The 24528-nt window shown below is 65.2% G+C and carries 19 protein-coding genes and 1 pseudogene; 11 read left to right on the forward strand and 9 right to left on the reverse strand.

Annotated features, from left to right (window positions below):
* Nucleotides 1–21 precede the first annotated feature (21 nt).
* Nucleotides 22–1230, forward strand: a complete 1209-nt coding sequence (gene pcaF / locus ACODRZ_RS07825) for a 3-oxoadipyl-CoA thiolase (RefSeq protein ID WP_488969300.1) — start codon at nt 22–24, stop codon at nt 1228–1230.
* Between the two features lie 37 nt (nt 1231–1267).
* On the opposite strand, the gene ACODRZ_RS07830 is transcribed toward pcaF, so the two are convergent.
* From ACODRZ_RS07830 to ACODRZ_RS07840, 3 genes are all read right to left on the reverse strand, one after another.
* Complete coding sequence (locus ACODRZ_RS07830; protein ID WP_488969301.1) at nt 1268–1567, reverse strand: hypothetical protein; 300 nt, start codon at nt 1565–1567, stop codon at nt 1268–1270.
* Nucleotides 1568–1653: 86 nt separating this feature from the next.
* On the reverse strand, nt 1654–3732 hold the full coding sequence (locus ACODRZ_RS07835; protein ID WP_488969302.1) for an amidohydrolase family protein: 2079 nt from the start codon (nt 3730–3732) through the stop codon (nt 1654–1656).
* A complete protein-coding gene (locus tag ACODRZ_RS07840) occupies nt 3732–4685 on the reverse strand; it encodes an ornithine cyclodeaminase family protein (RefSeq protein ID WP_488969303.1) in 954 nt (317 codons plus the stop codon). Before ACODRZ_RS07840 ends, ACODRZ_RS07835 begins: the two co-directional genes overlap by 1 nt.
* Nucleotides 4686–4815: 130 nt before the next feature.
* Between ACODRZ_RS07840 and ACODRZ_RS07845 the strand changes: the two genes are divergently transcribed.
* Together ACODRZ_RS07845 and ACODRZ_RS07850 are read left to right on the forward strand one after the other, a co-directional pair.
* Nucleotides 4816–5292, forward strand: a complete 477-nt coding sequence (locus tag ACODRZ_RS07845; protein WP_271182969.1) for an Lrp/AsnC family transcriptional regulator — start codon at nt 4816–4818, stop codon at nt 5290–5292.
* Between the two features lie 105 nt (nt 5293–5397).
* Complete coding sequence (locus tag ACODRZ_RS07850; RefSeq protein WP_488969304.1) at nt 5398–7092, forward strand: M61 family metallopeptidase; 1695 nt, start codon at nt 5398–5400, stop codon at nt 7090–7092.
* An 82-nt stretch (nt 7093–7174) separates the two neighbouring features.
* Here the strand turns inward: ACODRZ_RS07850 and ACODRZ_RS07855 are convergent, their stop codons facing one another.
* Nucleotides 7175–8008, reverse strand: coding sequence for a 2OG-Fe(II) oxygenase (locus tag ACODRZ_RS07855; RefSeq protein WP_488969305.1), 834 nt, complete (start codon nt 8006–8008; stop codon nt 7175–7177).
* A 327-nt stretch (nt 8009–8335) separates the two neighbouring features.
* Here ACODRZ_RS07855 and ACODRZ_RS07860 point away from each other — a divergent pair, with 327 nt between their 5' ends.
* Nucleotides 8336–9514 carry an acyltransferase family protein gene (locus tag ACODRZ_RS07860; protein ID WP_488969306.1) on the forward strand — a complete coding sequence of 393 codons (1179 nt, stop codon included), beginning with the start codon at nt 8336–8338 and terminating at the stop codon, nt 9512–9514.
* Here the strand turns inward: ACODRZ_RS07860 and ACODRZ_RS07865 are convergent.
* A complete protein-coding gene (locus tag ACODRZ_RS07865) occupies nt 9490–10542 on the reverse strand; it encodes a LysR family transcriptional regulator (RefSeq protein WP_488969307.1) in 1053 nt (350 codons plus the stop codon). The two genes, ACODRZ_RS07860 and ACODRZ_RS07865, sit on opposite strands and share 25 nt — an antisense overlap.
* Between ACODRZ_RS07865 and ACODRZ_RS07870 the strand changes: the two are divergent.
* Both ACODRZ_RS07870 and ACODRZ_RS07875 read left to right on the forward strand, forming a co-directional pair.
* A pseudogene (locus tag ACODRZ_RS07870) lies at nt 10528–11043 on the forward strand (class I SAM-dependent methyltransferase); the annotation flags it as partial. The gene ACODRZ_RS07865 and the pseudogene ACODRZ_RS07870 overlap by 15 nt on opposite strands.
* A 111-nt stretch (nt 11044–11154) precedes the next feature.
* Nucleotides 11155–11295: a hypothetical protein gene (locus tag ACODRZ_RS07875; RefSeq protein ID WP_488969405.1), complete on the forward strand. Its 141-nt coding sequence runs from the start codon at nt 11155–11157 to the stop codon at nt 11293–11295.
* Nucleotides 11296–11302: 7 nt separating this feature from the next.
* Here the strand turns inward: ACODRZ_RS07875 and ACODRZ_RS07880 are convergent, their stop codons facing one another.
* A complete protein-coding gene (locus ACODRZ_RS07880) occupies nt 11303–12052 on the reverse strand; it encodes a sulfite exporter TauE/SafE family protein (protein WP_488969308.1) in 750 nt (249 codons plus the stop codon).
* 267 nt (nt 12053–12319) lie between these two features.
* On the opposite strand from ACODRZ_RS07880, the gene ACODRZ_RS07885 reads away from it, so the two are divergent.
* The 5 genes from ACODRZ_RS07885 to ACODRZ_RS07905 all read left to right on the forward strand — a co-directional run bounded on the left by ACODRZ_RS07885 (nt 12320) and on the right by ACODRZ_RS07905 (nt 18520).
* Nucleotides 12320–12907 carry a TetR/AcrR family transcriptional regulator gene (locus ACODRZ_RS07885; protein WP_488969309.1) on the forward strand — a complete coding sequence of 196 codons (588 nt, stop codon included), beginning with the start codon at nt 12320–12322 and terminating at the stop codon, nt 12905–12907.
* 222 nt (nt 12908–13129) lie between these two features.
* The gene (locus ACODRZ_RS07890) at nt 13130–15427 is read left to right on the forward strand and encodes a TonB-dependent receptor (protein WP_488969310.1); all 2298 of its coding nucleotides are present in this window, start codon (nt 13130–13132) and stop codon (nt 15425–15427) included.
* A gap of 28 nt (nt 15428–15455) precedes the next feature.
* Nucleotides 15456–17078, forward strand: a complete 1623-nt coding sequence (locus ACODRZ_RS07895) for a GMC family oxidoreductase (RefSeq protein ID WP_488969311.1) — start codon at nt 15456–15458, stop codon at nt 17076–17078.
* A gap of 32 nt (nt 17079–17110) precedes the next feature.
* The gene (locus ACODRZ_RS07900; protein ID WP_488969312.1) at nt 17111–17563 is read left to right on the forward strand and encodes a nuclear transport factor 2 family protein; all 453 of its coding nucleotides are present in this window, start codon (nt 17111–17113) and stop codon (nt 17561–17563) included.
* An 81-nt stretch (nt 17564–17644) separates the two neighbouring features.
* Nucleotides 17645–18520: a phytanoyl-CoA dioxygenase family protein gene (locus tag ACODRZ_RS07905; protein ID WP_488969313.1), complete on the forward strand. Its 876-nt coding sequence runs from the start codon at nt 17645–17647 to the stop codon at nt 18518–18520.
* 404 nt (nt 18521–18924) lie between these two features.
* Here the strand turns inward: ACODRZ_RS07905 and ACODRZ_RS07910 are convergent, their stop codons facing one another.
* From ACODRZ_RS07910 to ACODRZ_RS07920, 3 genes are all read right to left on the reverse strand, one after another.
* The gene (locus ACODRZ_RS07910) at nt 18925–19596 is read right to left on the reverse strand and encodes a LamG domain-containing protein (protein WP_488969314.1); all 672 of its coding nucleotides are present in this window, start codon (nt 19594–19596) and stop codon (nt 18925–18927) included.
* Nucleotides 19593–23444: a LamG-like jellyroll fold domain-containing protein gene (locus ACODRZ_RS07915; RefSeq protein WP_488969315.1), complete on the reverse strand. Its 3852-nt coding sequence runs from the start codon at nt 23442–23444 to the stop codon at nt 19593–19595. The genes ACODRZ_RS07910 and ACODRZ_RS07915 overlap by 4 nt, the downstream gene beginning before the upstream one ends.
* 191 nt (nt 23445–23635) lie before the next feature.
* Complete coding sequence (locus ACODRZ_RS07920) at nt 23636–24439, reverse strand: IclR family transcriptional regulator (RefSeq protein ID WP_488969316.1); 804 nt, start codon at nt 24437–24439, stop codon at nt 23636–23638.
* Nucleotides 24440–24528: the final 89 nt, after the last annotated feature.

Genomic DNA, 24528 nt, shown 5'->3' on the forward strand with positions numbered 1-24528 from the left:
GGTGCAAAGGACCACCACACGATGACCGAAGCCTTCATCTGCGACGCCATACGCACCCCCATCGGCCGCTACGCGGGCGGCCTCTCGAAGATCCGCGCCGATGACCTTGGGGCCGTGCCGATGCGCGCGCTGATCGCGCGCAACCCGTCGCTCGACCCGGCGGCGATCGAGGAGGTGTTCTACGGCTGCGCCAACCAGTCGGGCGAAGACAACCGCAACGTCGCGCGCATGAGCCTGCTGCTGGCGGGCCTGCCGCATACCGTGCCCGGCGTCACCCTCAATCGCCTGTGCGCATCGGGCCTCGAAGCCGTGGGCACGGCGGCGCGGGCGATCCGTAATGACGAGATGGCACTCGCCATCGCGGGCGGCGTCGAGAGCATGACGCGCGCGCCCTTCGTCATGGGCAAGTCCGACGGCGCCTTCGGCCGCGCGCAGACACTGGAGGACACGACGATGGGCTGGCGCTTCGTCAACCCGGCGCTCGATGCGCTCTACGGGACCGAGACGATGCCGCGCACCGGCGAGAACGTCGCCGGGGACTTCGGCGTCAGCCGCGCCGATCAGGACGCCTTCGCCCTGCGCAGCCAGCAGCGCGCCGCCGCTGCGCAAGCGAGCGGGTTCTTCACCGAGGAGATCGTCCCCGTCACCGTGCCGGGGAAGAAGCGCGGCGAGACGCTGGAAGTGTCGATCGACGAACACCCCCGGGCCGACACCACCATCGAGACGCTGGGCAAGCTCAAGCCCCTGTTCGGCCCCGAAGGCACCGTGACGGCGGGCAACGCCTCAGGCATCAACGACGGCGCTGCGGCGATGTTCGTCGCCAGCGAGGCGGCGGCCAAGGCCCATGGCCTGACGCCCCGCGCGCGCATCCTCGGCATGGCTTCGATCGGCGTCGAACCGCGCGTCATGGGCATCGGCCCGCTGCCCGCGACGCTCAAGCTGATAGAGCGCCTTGGCCTGACCATCGGCGACTTCGACGCGATCGAGCTCAACGAAGCCTTCGCCAGCCAGGGCCTTGCCGTGATGCGCGGGCTCGGCCTGCCGGACGATGCGCCGCATGTGAACCCAAACGGCGGCGCCATCGCGCTCGGCCATCCGCTCGGCATGTCGGGCGCGCGCATCGCGATGACGCTGGTGCATCAGTTGGAGAAGACCGGCGGCAGGCGCGGCATCGCCACCCTGTGCATCGGCGTCGGCATGGGCCTGGCCCTCGCCGTCGAGCGAGTCTGAAGCCGCCCGGACCCCGGCGGTCTGACGGCAGCTGCCGTCAGACCGTCAGGATCAACGCATCGTCGCTGCGCGGGGGCGAGCCGTCATAGGACGCCAGCGGTTCGAAATGCTCATCCATCAGTTCCAGCGCGGAAAGGCCCGCCAGCTTGAACTGACCAAGACCGGGTTCCTCGTCGCTGCGGCGGGCCTTTCCGGGATTCATGGCGCTGACGACGAGGTCGCCATGCCGCTCGAACAGCATGTGCGGCGCGAGCGTGATCGTATTGCCGTTGTAGCGCGCAGTCACGAACCGTCGCGTCGCGATGGCTTCCATCAGGGTGAGACGTGGATCATTCATCCCAACCACAGATCGCACGGGCCGCGCGCAATGGCAAAGCAAGGTTGCGCGGTAAAGATCACGAGGCGGCCTTCTTCGATTGCGCCTTACAGAAACTCGTCGGCCGCGTCGTGGCTGTCTCCGCCGCTGGTCGTGGCGGGCGCCGGCTTTTCCTTGGGAAGCGCGATCGCGGGCGCCTCTGCGAAAGGCTTCACGCCGAACGCGGGATAGATCTCGGACGGGAAGTAGATCGTCCCGTCCTTCACCACCATGGCGATGCGGTGCAGTTCGGTGAGGTCCGCCAGCGGATTGCCGGGCAGCAGCAGGAAGTCCGCCCGCTTGCCCCGCACGATCGAGCCGAGTTCCTGATCGTTGCCCATGTAGCGCTCCGGCCCGAGGGTGCCGATGCGCAGCACGTCGGCGGCGGGAATGCCCGCCTCTCCGTAGATCTCCAGTTCGCGGTGGACCGACAGGCCGGTGCCGTCGTCTGTGCCCGGCAGCAGCGTGACGCCCCGGTCGTGCAGGCGCTTTACCACGCGCTTCACCGCATCGAAGGCGCCCAGATAGGCGGCATCGTCGCCCGGCTCGCTCAGCGGCGCGATGGCCTGGCGGCGGCGGCGCTGCAGGCCGATCGGCAGGTGATCGATATAGCTCGCCACCGCCGGAGCGGGCTTGCCGTCGCGGCTGAGCATCAGCAGTTCCAGCGTCACCGCCGTTGGATCGAGCGCGATGTGCTTCGCCACCATCGTGTCCAGCGTCGTCTTCACGCGCGGGGTATCGAGGTCCAGCCCCGCCGTGCGCCGCATTGCCGTGAGGCGCAGCGGGGTGCGGGTGTCCTCCTTGATGTCGAGCACCCAGCCCAGCATCAGCTGGTTGACGTGGGTGATCTCGTCATAGCCCGCGGCGATCATCGCATCGGCATTGGTGAAGGCGGGGATGTGCCCGGTCAGCCCCATGCCCAGCCGCTTCGCCTCCTTCGCGATGGCGGGCACCCATGCCGGGTTCATGCTGTTGTAGATCTTGATCTGCCAGTAGCCGCGCGCGGCGTACCAGCGCACCGCGTCGAGCGCCGCCGCCTCGCTGTCCACGACGATGCCGTGGCGCGCCGAATACGGGCTGCGGCCTTCGAGGAAGCCGTTGGCGGTGATGCGCGGCCCGGCCACTTCGCCCTTGCCGATGCGGTCGATCAGGCCGGGCAGGAAGTCGTTGTGGTTGCCCATGTCGCGCACCGAGGTGACCCCGGCGGCGATGTAGAGCATCGCCGATTCCAGCCCGATATGCGCGTGCATGTCGTGCAGGCCCGCCAGCAGCGTGCCGCCCTTGCCGTCGATCAGCGCCTCGCCCGGCGTCGCCGGTTCGTCGAGCGGCTGGATGCCGGTGATGCGGCCCTGCGCGAAGACCACCGAAACCGGATCGCCCAGCGTGCCGCTGACAGGATCGAACACCCGCACGTTGCGGATGCGCACCGGCGCGTCGATGGTATGGGCGAAGCGCTTCTGCAGGGCGGCATAGCGCGCGGCGGTCAGCCGGGTGCCGAGTTCGTTGAGCGCGGGCACTTCGCCCTCATGCCCCTCACGCACGGTGGCGCCGCCGCTGTCCAGAGTGGCGAAAAGTTCGCCCTTGCCGTCGAGCAGGATCATCTCGGGCGAAAGGTCGATGCCGCTGATCGAATAGGCCTGATACCGGGCCTTGCCGATCGTCGCCGGGCCGAGCTTCTCGATGGCGAGTTCGCCGCCGGGGAAGGCCGCCATGCGCCCGTCCGCGTCCTTGAGCAGCGCGCGGGCGTAAAGCCCCAGCGCCCAGGGGCTGGCGTTCTGTCCGACATAGAGCGCGGGGCCGCTGGCGACCGCCTGCTTCTCGCCCATCGAGTCTGTCCAGCGCACCGTGCTGCCTTCGCGCGCGAAGCGTTCGTGGACGTCGCCGCCGAACGTTGCCTTGCCGTCCAGTTCCCAGCGCGTCGGCAGTCCGTCGCGGCCGAGTTCGACGGTTTCTCGCATGGTCGGGCCGCGGCCGTTGTTCTTGACGTCGTACTTGATGGCGACGCGGTTGCCCTGCACGTCGGCATCGACGAACCCCACTTTCTCGCCGTTGGAGACGACGCTGTAGCGCAGATGCTCGGCGTGGGCGGGAACCGTGACCAGCAAGGTCGAGACAAACAGCGCGGCGCGCAGGGGCATGCGGAACATCAGGTGAGCGAACTCCGGTAGAGGTGAGCGGCGGCGGCAAGATCCTGCACCGCATGGCCGAGCGACTTGTAGACGGTGATGTCCCATTCGGAGCGGCGCCCCTCCACGCGGCCGAGCAGCACTTCGCCGATCTCCGCGACGATGTGGGCGTCGTCGATCAGGCCCTTCTCCCGCGCGACGATGAATTCGGCCGCCGCATCGAGCGCGGAAGCGCGGCTGTCCGCCACGTAGCGGCTGTTGACGACGAGCGCGCTGTCGACCTCGACCGGACCGGGACCGCTGGAGCCGACGAGGTTCACATGGACGCCGGGCTTCAGCCACTCGCCCTTCAGCACCGGCTCGGAAGCAGTGGTCAGGGTGCAGATGACGTCCGCCTCGCCCGCCGCCGTGGGCAGGTCGGTCACGGCCTCTGCCCTTAGGTGGGCGTACTGCGCCGCCAGCGCCTCGGCCTTGTCCTGCGAGCGGCCCCAGATCAGCACCCGCTCGAAATCGCGTACCAGCGGCAGGGCCTTGAGATGCGTGTGCGCCTGCCCGCCGGTGCCGACGATCAGCAGCGTGCGCGCATCGGCCCGCGCCAGCGCGTCGGTCGCCACGGCAGTCGCGGCGGCGGTGCGGATATGCGTGATCTCCTCGGCATCGGCCACGCAGACCGGGCGGCCTTCCTCGGGCTCGAACAGCACGACCAGACCCCGGTGACGCCGGAGGCCCGGCGAACGCGGATCGGCGAAGACGCTGATCGTCTTGGTGCCGAACATGTCGCGCTCGCCAAGCGCTCCGGGCATCTGGGCGAAGGTGCGACCCGGGCCGAGCGACAGCATCGTGCGCAGCAGCTGGCGCGTCACGCCCGAAGACAGCGCCTTCATCGCCTCGCGCACGACACGGATGCAATCAGGGTAGGACAGCTTCTCGCGCACCGCCTCGCTGTCGAAGATCGTCAGCTCGTCGCGTTTCATCGGTGCCGTCCTTTCAATTCCCTGTGCGCACACGCTAGCCGCCGTTCCAGCGTAATGCTTGCCCGACTTCGCGCATTTGCCTAGGCTCGATGGCAATTCAATGCATCGATTACAGGGATGGCGCATAATCATGGCGGAAGCACTCGACCGGCTCGACCTCAAGATCCTCGACCGGCTGCAGATCGACGCCTCGGAATCGTCGAGCGAGATCGCCGAGCGCGTCGGCCTGTCGCAGTCGCCCTGCTGGCGGCGCATCCAGCGGCTGAAGGAGGAAGGCTACATCAAGGCGCAGGTCGCCGTGCTGGACCGCGAGAAGTTCGGCGAAAGCATGTACATCTTCGCCCAGCTCAAGATGGGCCGCCTCAGCGACGAGGCGCGCGAAAGCTTCATCCGCGCGGTCGAGGACATCCCCGAGATCACTGAAGCTTATACCCTGTTCGGCGAGATGGACGTGATGCTCAAGGTGCTGGCGCCGAGCATGGCGTGGTATCAGAACTTCACCTTCCGCCGCCTGCTGCGCCTGCCGGGGGTCGAGGACATCCGCTCCACCGCGACGCTGTCGGAGATGAAGTGCACGCACCGCCTGCCGCTGCCATCGGCGTCGTGACCGGCCTCCACGCATAAATGATGCTTGGTGAGGCGATCGGGCTGCCATCTACGCGAAACCTTTGCCGCCGCGCGCCGATAGACTGACCGGCAGGAGGAGCTCACCATGCCCGATCGCCGTATCGCCTTTTCCCTGCTGACCGCGCTGGCCTGTGCGCCTGCCGCCGAGGCCGCGAGCGAACCCGCGTTGCGCGTCACGCTCGCGCCCGCCAAGCCCGACGACGAGCAGCACGTGCCCTATGTCGACGTGACGGTGGTGGCCGAGGGCATGTCCCGCGCCGAGGGCGCACCGTTGCTGCGCCTGCCGCTCGTCGCCAACACCGTGGTCACCAGTGCCGCCGCGATCACCGGCCTGACCGTGCGCGACCGGCGCGGCACGCTGACGCCGAGGATCGAGGACGTCGAGGAGGACAGTTCCAACCGTACCCGCCTGTGGCGCGCGCCGCGCGGCATAGAAGGCGCGGTGACCGTGCATTACCGCGTGCAGATCGACGCCGCCGCACCGCCGCTCGCGCTGCCGCAGTACGAGATGCGCACCGAACTGGGCGGCTTCTCCGCAGCGGGCAACGCCTTCCTGATCCTGCCTGATGACGAGACGCCTCGCCGTGCGAGTGTGACGTGGAACTTCGTCGCCTACGGCCCGAACGGCAAGGGCGTCTCCAGCCTCGGCGTCGGCAACGCGGCGGCGCGCGAGGCGATGCCGGCGTCCGAACTGGCGCACATGTACTACATGGGCGGCCGCCCCGGCGTGTTCCCGCCCGCGAAGGACGGCTTCTACGCCGCGTGGCAGGGCGCCCCGCCCTTCCCGATGGCGCCGCTGATGACATGGGCGGGGAACCTGCACCGCCATTACGGCGCGTTCTTCGGATACACCCCGCCCAGCTTCGGCGTGTTCGGACGCACCAACCAGCGCAATCCGGGCAGCGGCATCGGCCTGAAGGACAGCTTCGCCTTCACCTTCAACCACACCTCCAAGCCCGCCGACTTGCGCTCTTTGCTGGCGCACGAGATGCTGCACGCCTGGGTGAACTCGCTGGATGCCTCGATGGATGCGGCGGGCGGGCTCGACCGCTCGTGGTTCGGCGAGGGGCTGGCGGTGCATTACCAGCGCCTGCTGCCCTACCGCGCCGGGCTGATCTCGGCCCACGACTTCCTCACCGACCTCAACGAGACGGCGGCGCGCTACTACACCAACATCAAGATCGGCGTGCCCAATGCCGAGATCCCGGCGGGCTTCTGGCGCGACACGCGCATCCGCGTGCTGCCCTACGATCGCGGCTCGCTCTACTTCGCGGCCACCGACGCAGCGATCCGCAAGGCGTCGGGCGGCAAGCGCGGCCTCGACGATCTGGTCCGCACGATGCTGGCCGAGCGCCGCGCCGGACGGCCGATGGACGAGGCGCTCTATCGCCGTCTCCTCAAGGCCGACCTCGGCGACGAGGGCATCGCCGCATTCGAGGCCATGCTCAAGGGCGGCGTCGTGCTGCCCCCCTCGGACGCCTTCGGCCCGCAGTTCCGCCGCATCGAAAAGCCGCTGCGCCGTTTCGACCTCGGCTTCGATCCCGCCTCGCTGCTGGCGCGGCCGAAGATCGTGAAGGGCCTCGTCCCCGGCTCGAATGCCGAGGCAGCCGGGCTGCGCGATGGCGACGAAGTCCTCAATACCTTCTCGCAGGACGGATTGCAGGGCGACCAGCAGGCGTTCCTGTCCCTCGACGTCAAGCGCGGAGCGGAGGAACTGCATCTGCGTTACCAGCCGCGCGGCGAAACGGTATCCGCCTACCAGTGGGAGGCGGCGCGCTGATCGCGGTCCGGCGCGCGTCCGGCGCGAACAGGTGCCGGGATCTGCCCCGCCCCTGCCCCCGATCGGGCCGGTCGCAACGCTTTCAGGTTTCCCTGCGCCGGAACAGGCCGCGCCGCACTGCGGGCGGAGTCCAGTCGTCCTTGAAGTGCTCCATGATGATCTTCCAGTCGGTTCGATCACCCGACCCCGGACGGCTCTTGAACACGGTCCCGCGCTCTCGCAGCGCCTTGAGGCCATCAACCGGGGAAGTGTAGTAGTAAGTCGCGATTGAACGGCGCGAGCGCTCGGGAGGGCAGGTCAAGGGCGTCGGATGACCGTGAAAGCTGTTGAGGTCGGTATTGAAGATCACCGCACGCCCCAGCACCGGGCTGATGCGGTGCTGACAGGCGGTCATCCCCCGGTCCCACAATTCCAGTTCGCCGCCGTAAGTCTCGTCCCAATCGTCGTTCAGATAGATGAGAAGGTTGAGGCGGCGGACCACCTTCATCTTGCTGTGGATGTTGAAGTCGGTGTGGACGCCGAGATGGCCCCCGCGCTTGGTTTCGTGCAGCCCACCGCCGAAGAAATAGGGATCTGCGATCAGTCCGTTGATGCCGGTCATCGCTGACAGAAACGAGAGGAATGCCTGGCTGTTCAGCTCGGCAAGGAAATTACGGACCCTCGGGCCGCAGTCCTGCGGATGGAACTGATACTTCAGCCGCTCCTGATTGCGATCGAAATACTGCTTCCCGGCGCTGTCCGGAAACTCTTCCAGCAGATCCCGCAGCACCCTCGCGGGTACGAAATCATCGATCGCGATATGGGGATAGGGCTCGGCGGACTGGTACTTCTGCGCGAAGCGATGGCCCGCCTCGGCGCACTTCTCCTCGTCGAACGCGAGCGCGCCATCATGGCCATTGAGTTCGAGAGTGTACATGATAGGCAAATCCCCCTGCTGCCACGCCCGAGCAGGGCTGCGCGAAGAGTTTTCGCCCAAAGTCCCCGGCTTGTATTTCGTAGAAAAAGCCTTGGGAGAAATACCGTGGCAGAAAGGCTACTGCGGAATTGCAGCATGCCCGCTCCGCCTATTGCGACCGATGCTTCAGGGCAGGATGCGAGCATCGATCTATATCCCATGTTCTCCCCATGCGACTTTCGGAATGCAACGACGAACGGGTCCGGGTTAGGCTTCGCAATCCGCGCGACAGGCTGCGGTCAAAAGGCCAGCCCACGACGTCTGGCGAACACCGGACGGAAGGTGACGATGAAGCGCACGACAAATCCGGAGCATTACCACTGGATCGACGCCCTGCGCGGACTGGCTGCAATCGTCATCGTCATCTACCACTACCATCATTTCTACCTTGCGGACGCACTGGACCGGCCCAATCTGCCGGACACTTCGACATTCCCCTACGCCTCCATCGTCGGCATGTTCTATCTGCCTTTCGCCGCGCACGCGGTCGAACTGTTCTGGATAATATCCGGCTTCATCTTCGCCCACGTCTACCTGCCGCTGCGCGTATCGCTCTGGGAGTTCGGCGTTGCGCGGTTTGCGCGGCTCTATCCCCTGCATGCCCTGACGCTGGTAACGGTGGCATTCTTCCAGACGATCAGCCTCAACCTTGCCGGGCACTGGCAAATCTATGCCAACAACGATCTCAGGCATTTCGGCCTGCAGTCGATCATGGCCTCGAACTGGTCCACGCTGTCACGAGGGCTTTCGTTCAACGGCCCGATCTGGTCGGTGTCGCTGGAGATCATCGTCTACGGGTTCTTTTTCGTCTCGCTCCCAGCCATGCGGCGCGCGCCCACGATAGCCTCGCTTCTCCTGTCCATGGGCTGCTGGGCGATCAGCGCAAGCGATCTCAACCTGCCGCTGGTCGGAAAAGGCGTGTTCGCTTGTGGCGCGTTCTTCTTCCTGGGCAGCGCGACATACGGGCTTTGCTTTCGCGCCAGGCCGGGGGCAAAGCGCATTGCCGGTTTCGCGGCCTGCCTTATCGCGGCGGCCGCCCTGAGCGCATGGCTCGACTTCGAGATCGGCACGGTCGCGGGCCTGGGCTGCGCGCTCATGCTGGCGATCGCCTGTCTTGACCTGTTTGGCGCCGAACCGGGCAGGAAACTGCGGCGTCTCGGGGACATCAGCTACAGCATTTACCTAGTGCACGTACCGCTTCAGATCATGGTGCTCCTGATCGCGGACCTCGCCTTCGGTGGCAGTCGCCGTTTTGCCGAAAGTCACTTCGTTCTGCCGCTCTATCTGGGTGCGACACTGATCCTTGCCCGCATCGTCCATTCGCACTACGAATTGCCGGCGAGAAAATTCCTGCGAAACCTGCTCCTTGCACGGCGAAAGCCCATGCAGGTCCAGCCTGCGGGAAGGCTCGAAACCGGTCATCGCACCCTGGAAAACTATGGTCAGCCGGGGGATGCTCTTCCCTGACGCAGGCCAGTCGCCGACAACTCCTGCCCCTGCCGAAAGATTTCGTCACACAAGGCCATGGCATGACGGCTGAGTTGCGCGAAATCGGGCGCACAGAGCAGCAAGTGACGCCGCGCCCACTGATCGGCCAACGGCACGATGCGCGACATGTCGGAACGAAGACCCTCCGCCGCCGCCAGCGGCAGGATGCCGACGCCGATACCCGCCTCCACCAGACGGGCCACGCTTTCGAAGCTGCGCAGCCGAACGCGGTAACCGATCCTGCGTCCAAGCCTGCCGGCCTGGACGGCGAGATGCGAATGCAGCGCCCCGTCGCTGAGCCCCACGAACGATTCGTCGAGCAGGTCGACGAACCGGGTCAAACTGCTGTCGGCCAACCGGTGCCGTGACGGCACGAGAACGACCAGCCGATCCTCGATCACGGCTTTCGACTGCAGATCCCCAAGGTCCGCCGAATCGGCGATCAGGCCGAATTCGGCCCTGCCTTCCGCAACGGCCGCGACGATGTCCGCGCTGGTGCGCTCCTCGATATTCACATCAACGTCCGGATGCGCGGTCAGGAACGCTCGCACGGCGGCAGGCAGCAATTCGACCAGCGCCGCCGTGTTCGATTGCATGCGGATATGTCCTTTGAGGCCCGATGCGAAAACCCCAAGGTCACCGCGCATGCGCTCGATCTGCGCGGTGACGATCCGCGCATGGCTCAGGAGCGTCCGACCCGCCGGAGTCGGCACGACACCGCGCCTGCCGCGTTCCAGCAAGGCAGTGCCGAGCACCGCTTCCATACCGTTGACCCGGGCGCTCGCCGAAGCCAGCGCCATGCAGGCATCCGTTGCCCCCCTGGAAATGCTGCCAGCCTCCACCACGGCGATGAACAGGCGCAGGTCGGTAAGATCGAAACGCATGCAGCCTTCGCTATCACCGAAGGCTGTCATCGCATATCCCGCATTGTCGCGCTGCCTCTGACGGCCCACACGATCGACAGGAAATCGGCAGGAGACGAGAGAAAGACCATGCGACACGAGCATAACGCCATTGTGGACCAGCAATTCGGTGGACAGGCCGAAGCCTATGTATCCAGCGCCGTGCACGCCCAAGGGCCTGATCTGGAACGGTTGGCGGGCATCGCAAAGGCATCCTGGGCCGATGCCGACGTGCTCGACCTCGGATGCGGAGGCGGCCATGCATCCTACACGATCGCGCCCCATGTCCGGAAAGTCGTCGCCAGCGACCTTTCCGCGCGAATGCTCGACGCCGTCGCTGCCGAAGCGATGCGACGCGGTATTGGCAACGTCGAAACCCGCCAGGCCGCCGCGGAAGCGCTGCCCTTCGTCGACAGCGCGTTCGACGCTGCCGTGTGCCGCATGAGCGCGCATCACTGGCAGGACCTCGATGCCGGGCTTCGCGAGACGAGACGGGTCCTGAAGACCGGATCGACCGCGATCTTCATCGACGTCGTCTCGTTTGACGATCCAACGCTCGACACACATCTGCAAGCCGTGGAACTGCTGCGCGATCGGAGCCATGTCCGGGACTACCGGGTCAGTGAATGGACGGCCGCGCTCGCCCGCGCGCATTTCGATCTCAAGCATGTATCGCTTCATGCGCTGCCGATGGATTTTGCAAGCTGGGTGCAGCGCATGAAGACTCCTGCCCCGCTCGTCGCCGCAATTCGATCCCTGCAGGCGGAAGCGTCCGATGCCGTACACGACGCCTTCGCCATTCTGGAGGACGGCAGCTTCACCATCCGCGTCGCGACCTTCGAGCTTACAGCCGCATAGCGTTGCTTCAGCCGTAGGACTTCACGAAGAATGCCGCGGTCACGAAGAACGCCAGACCCAGCGTGACCGCGCGTGACAGCCAGGGCGGCATACGCACGCCAAGGACGGCCCCCAGATAGCTGCCGACCATCGCTGACGGCGCAAGGATCAGCACCTGTCGCCAGCCGACCGCACCCATCGCGGCGAACAGGATCACCGCCGACGTATTCGCACAGGTGACGAGCAGGGTCCGCAGGCCTTGCAGTCGCTTGAGCTCCTCGCGGGTCGCAAGGCTCCAGTAGGCCATCATCATGATCCCCACCGCACCGCCGAAGTAGCCGCCGTAGACGCCGAGAACCAACTGTCCGCCAAGGATCGTGCCGCTTCCCGCCCCGCTCCATCCGTGAACTTTGGCGGTGATCCTGCGCCCGAACGCCAATGCCAGTGTCGCGACCAGCAGCAGCCAGGGCAAGGCGTGCAGAAACAACGCCTGCGGGGTCGCCAGCAGCATGACGCCCCCGACAAGCCCACCCACGAGGGACACCGCCGCCATAAGGGGCAGCGGGACGGCCGCAATCGGCGTCAGATCCTTGCGATAGACCCAGGTGCTGAGCGCACCGCCCGCATAGAGCGACAGGCTGCTGGAGGCATTGGCGGACACCGGCGAAAGCCCAACCGCCATCAACGCCGGCAACGATATGAACGATCCGCCTCCCGCCAGGGCGTTCATGGCACCTGCCAGCAGGCCCGATGCGACGAGAAGACAGTCCGCGTTCACCCCGGCACGTATGACGACGGCAAGAGGCCCTCACAATGCGGATGATGCGGAGCCATGCCTTCGGCTGGTCCGAAGGCTGGACCGGGCTACTCCGGCTATCCTCCTGATCAGGGAGCGGGCGGGGGACGGCGACATGTCCATGGGCCGATATTGCAGCGGATTTTCACGAAAACCGCTCCCTCAATTCGACCATGCCAATTGCCGGGACGCCCCGTGCTGGTCTATGCGCGAGGCCATGCACATTCATTCGCAACCGGCTGATGCGGCGTGCCGCGCGTAGTCGACCACGACGAGCGTCGCTTACAGATCGCGCAAGTGGTGGACCAGCTGGTCTACGAGCAGGGTGTGCAAGCCGTCACGATCCGCGAAGTCGCCTCGCGCGTGGGGTACAGCACCACGGTCGTTTCGCATTACTTCAGCAGCAAGCTGGAGATGCTGGTCTTCACTCACCAGGTCGCCCGACGCAAGGCAGAGGGGCTGATCGATGATGCGGTTCGCAAGAACCGCCCGCTGATCGAAACGCTGGAACAGCTCCTGCCCATGACCGAGGAGCGCTGGCGGGACTGGCACACGTGGTTTGCATTCTGGGGCATGGCACCCGCGGAACCGGACGTGACCCGGGAATGGCGCGAAGGCACCAGCAACGCCCACCACCTGTTCCTGCGCCTGATCGAGAACGCCCAGGCCGCCGGTCAATTTCCCGGCGCCATCGACAGCGTCCTGGCCGCGACCCGCATCCAGATTCTCGTGAACGGGATAGCCTCGCTCGTGTCGCAAGACCGGTCCGGATGGCCTGCAGAGCGGCAGAAGCAGACGCTGAAAGAGCTGCTCCAGAGCGTATTCCCGCTCCACTAGGCGGTTCTCGCCGACCTCCGGAACGAACGGCTGCCTCGGCGGCCTCCCCTGCGTGCGCCTCCTCGCAAAAATGCGAGGTGCCCGACTCCGCTCTTTATGCAATTTCGTTGTACAACAAGACGACATAAAACCTGCCGCCGCATGATGGAGGCAGGACGTGGAGAATCAAGGCGCGGCAAAAACGCCCGACAATCGGGAGCGCGCCCAGGGAGAGGGGAGAAAATGGTCAGTTCCTTGTACACCCGCACCGCAGTGTGCGCGATCGTCGGCTGTCTGGTTGCCGCTGCGCCGGTGCGCGCCCAGAACGACACTGCAGACGAAGCCCCCCAGGCGGGGCTCCAGGAAATCGTCGTGACCGCGCAGAAGCGGTCCGAGAACATGCAATCGGTGCCGATCGCGGTCACAGCGGTCACCGGCGAGGCCATCGAGAACCTCAAGGCGGTCGACCTCAAGGGCCTGCAGGGAACCATCCCCAACCTCCAGATCAACAACTTCACCAATACGCCCAACAGCGCGGTCTTCACCATCCGCGGCATCGGCGTGGTCGAGCCCGATCCATTCGCCGGCAACACCGTGTCGATCGTGCAGGACGGCGTTCCGCAGTACTTCTCCATGGGGGCGCTGCTGGACCTGTTCGACGTCGACCGGATCGAGGTGCTGCGCGGCCCGCAGGGCACGCTGTTCGGTGCGAACACGACCGGCGGCGTGGTCAACGTGATGACCCGCCAGCCCACCGGGCAGTTCGGCGTTCGCGGCGAAGTCACTTACGGCAACTGGAACCGCATGGACATCAAGGCTGCCGTGGATGCGCCCCTGATCGACGGCATTCTGGCGGGCAAGATTTCCGCGATGCACACGCAGCGCGACGGTTTCTACACGAACATCGTCGACGGCTCGGACATGGGGCACCGCAACGTGACCGTGCTGCGTGCCTACTTGCGCTACACGCCCACCAACGACGTCGACGTCACGCTCAGCGGCGAATACGGGCGCGCCCGCAACGGATCGCCGGTCATCGTCAACGGATCGACCGGGCCGGGCTACGCCATCTTCGTCCCCGCAGGGACGATGACGACCAACCAGGTCCTGCCGATGTACGTATCGCCCTGCGCCTCCGATGCGGCGCCGTGCAAGGCGCCCGACAAGTACTACAGCGCCCGGGACTTCGGCCCGGACCTCAGCAACATGGACAATTATCGCGCCACGCTGACCGCCAACATCAGCAACACGCCGCTGGGCGACATCACCGCGATCACCGGCTACAAGAGCTTCCATCTGGAGGAATTCACCGATAACGACGCCGTCGTCGGCCTCGGCATCGACACCTTCCGCGGTACGCGGGGCTGGCAGTTCAGCCAGGAATTGCGCACGGCAGCCGATCTTACCGACGCGATCAAGCTTCAGGCCGGCGGCTTCTACATGAAGACGCACTACGACCACTTCAACAGCGTCCGCCTCGAAGCCTTCGCGCCGGGGCTGCGCCAGAACCTGCCGCAGGATCAGGACAACTGGTCTGGCTCGCTGTTCGCACAGACTTACGTGGACCTGACCGACCAGCTGCGCGTGCAGTCAGGCATCCGCTACACGCACGAGACGACCGAGATGGTCGCCGGCACCGACAACTACTACAATCCCGACGGCATCGGGCTTTACTGCACCCATGAAGGCAGCTGCGGTGACGTTCTGCTCGGCGGCTTTCGCGCTCGCGGCAAGCAGTCGTGGTACAACATCGGCTGGAAGCTGGGCATCGACTACAAGGTCACGCCCGACACCCTGCTCTATGCTTCGTGGGCGCGCGGGTTCAAGTCCGGCGGGTTCGTCGGTCGCCTGGGGCAGGCGTCGGACATCGGGCCGTTCAACCCGGAAAAGGTCGATACGTTCGAAGCGGGCGTGAAGACTGATCTGTTCGATCGCCGCCTGCGGCTCAACCTCGCGGGCTTCTACACAAACTACCGCGATATGCAGGTGGCGCAGAACTACATTCTGCCCGACGGCACGACGATCGGCACATCGATCTTCAACGCCGCCAAGGCCGAGATCAAGGGCTTCGAACTGGAAGCCACGGCCTTGCCGGTCGACGGACTGACCCTTACCGGCTCGCTCGCCTACCTCGACGCCAAGTACAAGTCGTTCGACTTCCTCGATCCGAGCGGCGCGATCGTCGATCTCAGCGGACGGCCGCTGCAGAACTCGCCCAAGTGGTCCGCCTCGGCGGGGGCGACTTACGAAACCGCCGTTGGCGGCGGCAAGGCGCGCGCCAATGTGCTCTACACCTACACCGATACCAAGCTGTTGCAGGGACTGCAGGGACAGCCGCTCGTCCGCATCCAGCCCACGCACTTCGTCAATGCGACCATCGGCTGGTCGCCCGACGACGGCCGGTGGACGCTGGAGGCCTGGGTGCGCAACCTGGCGAACAACCACTACGTCGAAGCGGTGACGAACAACATCGGACTGTTCAACCAGGTCTCCTACACCTCGCCGCGCGAGTACGGCGTGACGTTCAAGTTCGACCTGTGATGGGCCATGCAAAGGGGCAGGGCCTGACATGACCGCGTCCGCGCAATGGGACTACGTCGTCATCGGTGCGGGGTCGGCAGGATCGGTGCTGTGCGAGCGCCTGTCCCGCAATCCCGCTTATCGGGTGCTTCTCGTGGAGGCCGGCGGCGAGAACAACTCGCTGCTGGTCGACATGCCCAAGGGCATCGCGAAACTGGTCAACAGCCCGGAGCACACCTGGGCCTACCAGATGGCTGACTTGCGCTATCCGGAAAGCCCGGTGCCCGAAGTGTGGATCCGGGGGCGCGGACTTGGCGGATCGTCCGCGATCAACGGCATGATCTGGAGCCGGGGCGAGCCGCACGATTACGAAGACTGGGCGGCCATGGGCTGCACCGGCTGGAATGCCGACAGCATGACCGATGCCTATCGGGCGCTGGAGGATCACGCCCAGGGTGGCAGCGAGCTGAGAGGGTCGGGCGGGCCGGTGCGGATCACGCCCGGCGACATCCGCTATCCCCTGACCGACGCGATCATTGCGGCGGGCAGGGCCATGGGGCTCAGGGAAACCGAAGACCTCAATGCGACAACCGGCGATCGCATAGGCTACTACAGCCACAATATCCGCAAGGGGCGGCGCGAAAGCGGTGGGCGCGTGTTCGTATCGCAGGCTCGCAAGCGCCCCAACTTCCGGCACATGCTGCATACGCTGGCGCGGCGCGTGATCTTCAGGAATGGCCGCGTAACCGGCGTTGAACTGCAGCAGCACGGCCGACCGGCGTGGGGGGAAGAGGTCCGGGGCGAAGTCATCGTATGCTGCGGCACGATCGAAAGCCCCCTGTTGCTGCAGCGATCGGGCATCGGCAGCGGCGCCCGCCTGCAGGCCGCCGGGATCGCTCCGGTGGTCGATAGCCCGGCGGTGGGCGAGAAGATGCGCGAGCACTTGTCCTACGCGATGCCCTATCGGATGACCAAGCCTGCGGGAATCAGCCAGCGATACCACGGTATCGGCCTGGTCGGCTCGGTGCTGCGCTACGTCTTCGATCGCAGCGGGGTCATGGCCAACGGCCCGTGGGAAGTGGGCGCCTTCTGCAATGTCGCGCATCCCCTGGGCCGTACCGACCTGCAGTTGTACCTCGGCGGTTATGCCTTCGCGCTCAGCGAGGACAACCACCCCGTCCCCCTGGGCAAGGTCGATCGCAAGCCGGGGATCTCGGTCTATGGGCAACTGCTGCAACTGACAAGCGAAGGCAGCGTCCATGTCACCTCGGCCGATCCGCAGGCGAAGCCGACGATCCACCCCAACTGGCTCGACACCGAATACGACCGCAAGGCTGCGATCGCGAGCGTGCGCTACATGCGCCGCTTCATGGCCCAGCCCGCCCTTTCCGCAGTGATGGGCGCCGAACTGCTGCCCGGCGACCATATCCAGAGCGACGACGAGATTCTCGACAGCTTCCGCCGCCTGTCCACCAGCGGCCTGCACGGCACCGGCACGTGCCACATGGGCGGCGATGCGCGCTCCGTGGTGGACCCGCAGCTACGGGTACGCGGCGTCGATGGGCTGCGCGTGGCGGACTGCTCGATCATGCCCGCGCTCGTATCGGGCAACACCAACGCGCCGGCCATGGCGGTGGGCTGGCGCGCCGCCGACATCCTGCTTGCACAATGACCCGGCGCCACGCCGGACAACGGAGAGACGACATGATTGATGGCATCGAATATCTTATCGAGAAGAACGCCCTGGAAGAGGTCGTCACGAACTATTGCGTGGCGGTCGACAAGCTCGACGACCTCGATTTCATGATGACCAATTTCACTGAGGATGCCGTGCTCGACCTCACCGGGCTGCACCTGCCGCGCTTCGAGGGCCATGAGCAGATCCGCGGCTTTTACGCGCAAGTCTTCGCGGACATGTCGCACCACATGCACGTCCTCTCCAACTTCCGCGTCGTGAAGCTGAACGGCGACGATGCGCAGGTCTATGCCTACATCAACGGCATGGGCCGTTCGAAGACGGGCATCGATGTGCAGGTCTACGTCTATTACGACCTCGACTTGCGCAAGGAGAACGGAACCTGGCGGATCAGCCGCTTCTACGAGGCCCCGCAACTGCTGATGCCGGAATCCGTCACGCAGGTTCACAAGAAGGACTGATCGGCACCACGCGAGGCGCCCTGACCCGCTGCCCCGGGCATGGCGCTTCGCAGGTCGATGGAGGAAGCCTGGAGAAGATCGATGGTGGATGTTTCGGAAGTAAAGACCAGCCTGGCCGAACGAAGCGGATTTGCGGAGCGCTTCTTCCGCGACGGCGTCCTGATCGTGGAGAACGCATTCTCGGAAGCGGATATGGCCCTGATCGAGGCTGCCTGGCAGGGCAACTTCGACAACCCCAGCCCGCTCGCACAGCATCTCTATGCCGAGAGCGGGGGCACGTTCATCCAGTCGGTCGAGGATTCCAGCACCAAGCCGACTTTCGCCGCCATGTTCCGCGATACGCCCGTAGTGGACATTGCGCGCGAGTTGTTCGGTTCGGGAGGGGTCTGGTACTTCCACGACCAGCTCTTTTTCAAGCAGGGCGCGATCGACAAGCCGGTGCGTCGCACGCCCTGGCACCAGGACACGCCGTATCACCCGATCGACGGCAGCAAGTTCGTCGTGTTCTGGATCCCCCTGCAGGACATTGCGCAGGAGTACGCGCTCGAGGTGGTGCGCGGCTCGCATAACGAGGTGCTCTACAACGGCTCCTACTTCGACCCCAGCGATGACACCCTGCCCGTCTATGACGAGAAGGAAATGCCGCGCCTTCCCGACGTCGAGGCCAATCGCGATGCCTGGGACATCGTGACCTGCGGAATGCGGCGCGGCGACGTGCTGATATTCCATCCCAGTTGCCTGCACGGCGGCGGTTCCACGGCGGCGGGCACTACACGCCGCAGCCTTTCACTGCGCATGCTGGGCGACGATGTCGTACATGTGGCCCGGCCGGCCCCGGCTGCGGACTCCCCGACCGCGAACAACATCGGCGACGATGAGGAAGAACTCGTCGCCCGCATCAAGAAACTGCCGCTGGGGGCACCGGCCCATACGTTCGGCCTGACCCAGTTGGCCTGATCGCGAGATTTCGGGCGTTACGCTCCTGAAGAAAGGTTCCGTCAGCGACCACGCAGCGACAATCTTCCTGAAAAGCGGCCTCCATACCAGCGTCGTGAAGGCCCTGCCAAAAACGTCGGTTGGTTGCCGCCCCGAATGTATTGCCGCCCGGCCTGAGGCGCCAGGGTGATATCGTTGAAGTCGGTGCCGGGGTCGATACCAAGGCGGAGATAGCCTTGGTATCGACCCCGGCATATCCGATCGCGTGCCCCGGCCATGTCGCGAAGCATCGCCTGCATCCACCAGTTCCGGCCCACCCGCACAGCACCGGGCTTGTCGTCGAGGATGCGGCGGAATTGGAGCGCGGCGTCTCCGGCCGGGACCTCTGCGCAGCCTCGGTTCTTCCGACACAGCGCAGAGGTCGATTACTGCTTCAGCGAAAGAAAATGCCTGGCCGCCACTGCCCGGTCAGTGAAGCGCACGGCCCTTACCGCACCATGAAAGTAGTTCACGCGATTGTAGCGCACCCCGATTGACGTATTCCCGGGCATCTGCGGCGAGAAGTTCTCCAGCCTCGCCTCACATTCGAGAACGCCATCGACATAGCTGCGATAGGTAGTGCCATCGAAGGTCTGGGCGACGTGATACCAGCGGCCGACGGGATGCAGCCTGGCAGGGTCGATCAGCACCTGCGAATAGCCCTTCCCCTTCACGAAGCTGTCTAGATACCAGGAATCGCCAACCACGCGGATCTCGAACAGCATTCGGGTCTGGTTGGCAGAATCGTCGGACGCGAGATGGAGCCAACGCTGTTCGAACGCCCCTCCATCCGGCCGGAAAATGGCCTCTATCGTGAACTTTTCAGCACCTGCCAGCGGATGACGGCCAAGGTAGAGGGCATCGTCCACACCATCGAACGACACGGCCTTGCCGACCGGAGTGCCCTCGACCTTCGGGTTTCCGACAACCTGCGGGCGCAACTCGCCGATACGTTCGAGATTGTCGAAAGTCCAGGTAACCCGATGGTCCTTCGCCGGTGCTGTCACCGGCACAAGGGCGAGGGCGAGCCCCAGGAACAGCGCAGCGCAGGCTTTCATCGGGCCGCCTCTCCATCCAGCACGACCAGGTTATTGCGCCGGGTCACTTCGGGCATCCCCGTCGAAACGCGGACATGCAGGATTGACGGCGCGCCCTTGGGCACGACCAGCGAAACCCGGGCTAGACGCGGTGTCAGGTCGCTCGGGGCCGCAAGCGCCGCGACCGGCGCCGAGGCAAGCACCGCGCCATCCGGCGCTTCCAACGTCACCGTTCCGGCCGGAGCATCGACCGAGCCGAGACTGTGGACGATCACGCTGATCCGGTCGCCCTTGCGCGTCACGTCGTCAGGCCCGATGCCGAGATCGGGTCGATGCTCCGGCTGGATCGCAGCTCTTTCCCGCAAGCGGAAGGTCATGACTGTCGTGGTGCCGGGCGCGAAGGTTACCGGCAGCGAGCCGCCTCGCTCCAGTTCCACAGTTTGCGTTTCGATACCGTCGCGCGCCGTATCGCCTCCGTCCGGAGCGAGGCCGCGCGTCATGTCCCAGGTACCGGCAATGACATTCCACGTACCCATGTCGGCGTGCTGTTCGGTGTCTGTCGTGTTCCAGGCCACAACGGTGAAGCCTTCCGGCGTGGCGTCCCGCACCAGCACGGCCACCTTCACCGCCGCCTCGGGATCCGCAAAGCGCCAGCTCACCGCGTTGCCGGGGTATGTCTGGTTACGCTTGAGCGCAATGCCGCCCAGCCGTTCGCGCTGGAGCAGCTCGTTAGGTGCATCGACGCGGTCGCTCCACCAGTGCCCCTCGGTATACATGTACATATGCTGCGCCTTGTCGGCGATGCCCGCTGCGTTGAGCGCCTCCAGCCACGATCGGTCACCCGTCGTGTTCCACGCCTCGAAGCGTGCGAAGTCATTCCCGCCCGCCGCCGCCTTGAGCACCGCATCCCGCCATGCGCCACGCCTGTCGAGCACCGTGATGGCGTTCTCGTTGATCTCGGAAAGCGGACCGAAGCTGCCTTTGCCGAGGCGGCCCAGCACCGGGCGCAGATACTTGTCATCGCCGGTGAAGCGCCACGCTGCCCAGGCCGACTGCATCGGCAGGGAGGCGCCGCCGCCGTCGCCTGCACGTTCAGTATCGTGATCGAAACTGATGTCGTTGGGAAAGCTCCAGAGGCCGTCCGCCCCCTGCTTGCCATGCGCCAGCAGCCCGTCGATCAGGCCGGTGACCATGCCCCGGGCGGTAGGATCGGCATTGAACGTGCCCAGCAGTACCGGCGTGTGCATGATCACGAAGCCATAGGGCTTCTGCCAGGCCCACGGCTCGTCGCGATAGATCTTGCGTCCACCGTACCAGCTCGACGAGATGTGCATGTGACCGGCAGGGTTCACGCGGATCACGTCCTTCAGGCCCCGCACGGTCGCCATCATCCGTTCGACCGCCTTGGGTTCGCCCCAGTTGAGGTAGAGCCTTTCGGCATCCGAATTGATGCCTTCCTCGTAGACGTGCAATTCGTCCGTACTGATATAGCTCAGCCCGTTGACGATCATGCCGTTCTTGTAGACCGCATCCGACAGGGCCTTCAGCGAGGCATTGATCTTGTCCGGATCCACGCCCATCAGCGCAAGGCCCGGCCATTGCTGCGTCAGGTCGGTATCGTCCGAGATGCCGCCGCCAAAGTCGCCGTAGGGCACCTGCCGGTTGTCGATCCACCAGTTGACGAACTGGCGCGTGAGCTTGAGATCTTCCAGCTGGCGGAAGGCCCAGAGCGGCATGCCTGCAGGCGGCTCTGGCTGGACGAAGGGCGGCAACTGGTCCTGTGAATATCCGATGTCAGCCCAGTACCGCCGCGCCTCCAGATTGTCCGGATCGACGCGCAGCAGATCGGTAATGTCGCCATACAGGCGGCGGTAGAGGCCTGCGCGCTTGGAGGCGGTATGTTCCTCCACCAGAAAGGCCCAGTTATCCTTCACCTGGTTGAAGCGATCCGCGACGTGTTCGTCCATGGCCGCCTTGCGGTCCTTGAACACCATGCGCACCTTCATCCCGTCGAGCGACTTCGCGCCGAAATCCGGCGCCGCAGAGGCGATGGTGAGGTAGAGGCTGTCGGCCGTCAGGATGCGGTCGCGCAAGTCCAGCCAGAGCGTGCGTGGCTGACCGGGACGGACCGAAACCTGAACGTCGATCATGTCCCGCTCGGGCCAGATCGGGTCCTTTATACGAATGTCGAGAGGGATCATCCCACGTGCATCGGGCTTTGCTTCGATCGCCGGCAAGTCTATCGCCACGCCGTCCAGCCCGTCATGCACGTTTTCCCAGCCGTAATTCCACGCCCGCGCCAGTGGACGGTTCGCCGGGGCATCGCCGAAGTTCGAGGGAATCAGCACGTGGACCAGCGGCAGGTCATCTGCGCGGCGGTCGGCCGTGCCCGATGCCCCCGCGCTGCCCGCGCCGACCGCCGCCTTCACGCCGCTCGTCGGCAACGCCACCACGGTGGCCCGCTCACGAACGGGATAGCGCCCGGCGATGAAGCGGTTCAGTCGGTCCAGTGCGCCAAGGTCCGACGCCGCCTCGACGTTGACGGTATAGCTCAACTGGAAGGTGCCTGCAGGCACTTGCCCGGGATGCATGTCGTAGGCCCAGATCTCCTGGATCGGCTGCTCCTGCATCACATTGGTGAAGCGCAGCACGCCGCCGGTTCTGGTCGGCGTGTCGGTAACCGAGCGGACCACCCCCTTGGCTCGCACCGCCAGCTTGTCCCATGAAGACTTTCCGTCCGGCGACCACTCCAGAGCGCCATAAGCCGCGCCGCGGATTTCCACGCGGTTGAACGCGGTGTCCTGCGGCAAAGTCAGTTCGTAGGTCTTGCCACCCTCCACATAGACATTCCAGTCAGGCAGTTCGAAGTAATCGTCACGACCCGGCAGGCGAGAACGGTTATAGACGCCCGGCCAGGTCGTCTCGGCGATGCCGTCCACACCTTTCCACATCCACTCCTTGAAATCCTTGGCGTCGGCGAACTCCACCTTGCGCACGACGGTGGTGCCTTCACCGAGCACGGGCGGGGCCGAGGTATCCCAACCGAAACGGTGGAGCCACGCCTTGCGGGTGTCGGCTGCAGGCGGTGTCGCAGGTTTGCCAGGCTCCTGCCGCGTGGCAAGTCGGATCACGTCGGCTTGGTCGAGCATGTGATCATAGACCCGGATGTCGTCGAGATCGGACCCGCGCATGAAGTTGTAGCGGCTCTGCACCTGATGCGGGGCGATGACGCGACCCGCCAACCCGAACTGGTCCAGTTCCATGTCGAGATCCGCCGTCTGCCTCTTGGATGCAACCAGCTTGCCGTCCCAGAAAAGGCTGACGCCCTGGGCCTCATCCCAGCCGAAAGCGACGTGGTGCCAGGCCTCAGGTGTTGGCGGTGTGGGAATCGTCCAACTCACGCGCACGCGCGACAGGCTCGCATCCGTTACGAAGGCGTCGAAGCCATGACCATTCCAGTCAATTCGCAGGAACGCCATGTCCCAGCTCGAATGATCGCCAGCGCTCGCGCGGAAGATAACGAAAGGCGCCTCGCCCACGGGGGTATGACTGCGCCAGAAGAAGGAGAGCGTGCCGCGCTGCGCGTAGATGTTCCCGGGCGCTTCCCATGCCACGTAGCCGCCGTCGGACCAACGCCCCGCCCCCTTGATCGCACCGTCAGCCACGATCGAGACGTCGCTCTTGAAATTCGGGATTGCCGCGCCGCCCGAAACAACGGCATCGAAACCTTCATCCAGCGGCGCCCGAAACAACAGCCCGTCCGCATTCTGCGCCTTGGCTGAAGGGAGGCCGACGCAGATACCCGCGACGGCCAAAGCTATCGATGAGCAGGCTCGATTGGTCGCGAAACGCCGAAAGGTATGCAGCACGCCGATATCTCTCCCATACGGGATCGGACCGGAGCCCGTCCCATTCACCGTTGTACGCCTCTCTATGACACCGGTATCAATCGCTTTTCAAGGAAGATATGCGACAAAACTGTCGGGATCGAACCATCGGCATGTCATCAAAGGTAAGCAAGGCGCCGGCGTATGCGGCGGCGGACTGCACTGGTTGATCGCTAACCTGCGTCGGGCCACCCTAATCCGCGGGAAATGTCGTGCGCCGCCAGACCAAGGGCTTCGCGCGTTTCCTCCAAACCGGTCTTCTGCGATCCGTCGATGGTGACGAGGAATGGAATGGTCAGCGCCGCACAGACGTGACCATCAAAGCCGAACACCGGAAAACTGATGTCGGTCACACCGGCAGTGCGTGCGCTGGGCTGCATTTCATACCCTTGCAATCGCACGGCATCGAGGCGCCGCTCCAGCCGCGTGTGCACTTCGGGCGCGAGCGCAAGGCCGCCAAGCACTTTCGCCCGGCGATCCTGCGCAGCGAAGGCAAGCAGCACATGTCCGGAGCAGCTGGTCACCAGATCGACCACAGTGCCAAGACGAATACCAAAGCCGACCGGCCCCATGTTCTCCTGCCGGTGGATCACCGTGGCACCCCCGCCGGTTTCGACGACAAGATGGCACGACTGATTGGTGGCGCTCGACAATTCGTACATCACCGGGGCCGCAACGTCGCTGAGCGTCTGTGCGGGCGTGGCGCGGAACGCCACGTCGAGCACGCGATAGGTTACGGCATAGCGGTCGTTCCCGGGATGCTTGGCCAGCCAGCCCAGACGTTCCATCACGATGATGATGCGGAAGACCTCGCTTATCGAGCGTCCCAGTTTCTGCGCGATCTCGCTGATCGTCAGTCCGCGCGGCTCGGCGGCGAACAGTTCAAGTATCTGGATGCCCTTCTCGAGGGCCGGCGCTGAATAAGCCCGCTTTCCGCCGGAATTGCCTTCGTCGCCGTCTTCGTCTGTCTGGGCCATGTCATTGCGGATAATGGAGCGCGCAGGCGCGCGCAACTCGCTTGAAGAACACACACGTCTTCACCCCCGGGAGAGAAAACGATCGGCCG

The organism is Novosphingobium sp. FG90 (assembly GCF_057808725.1).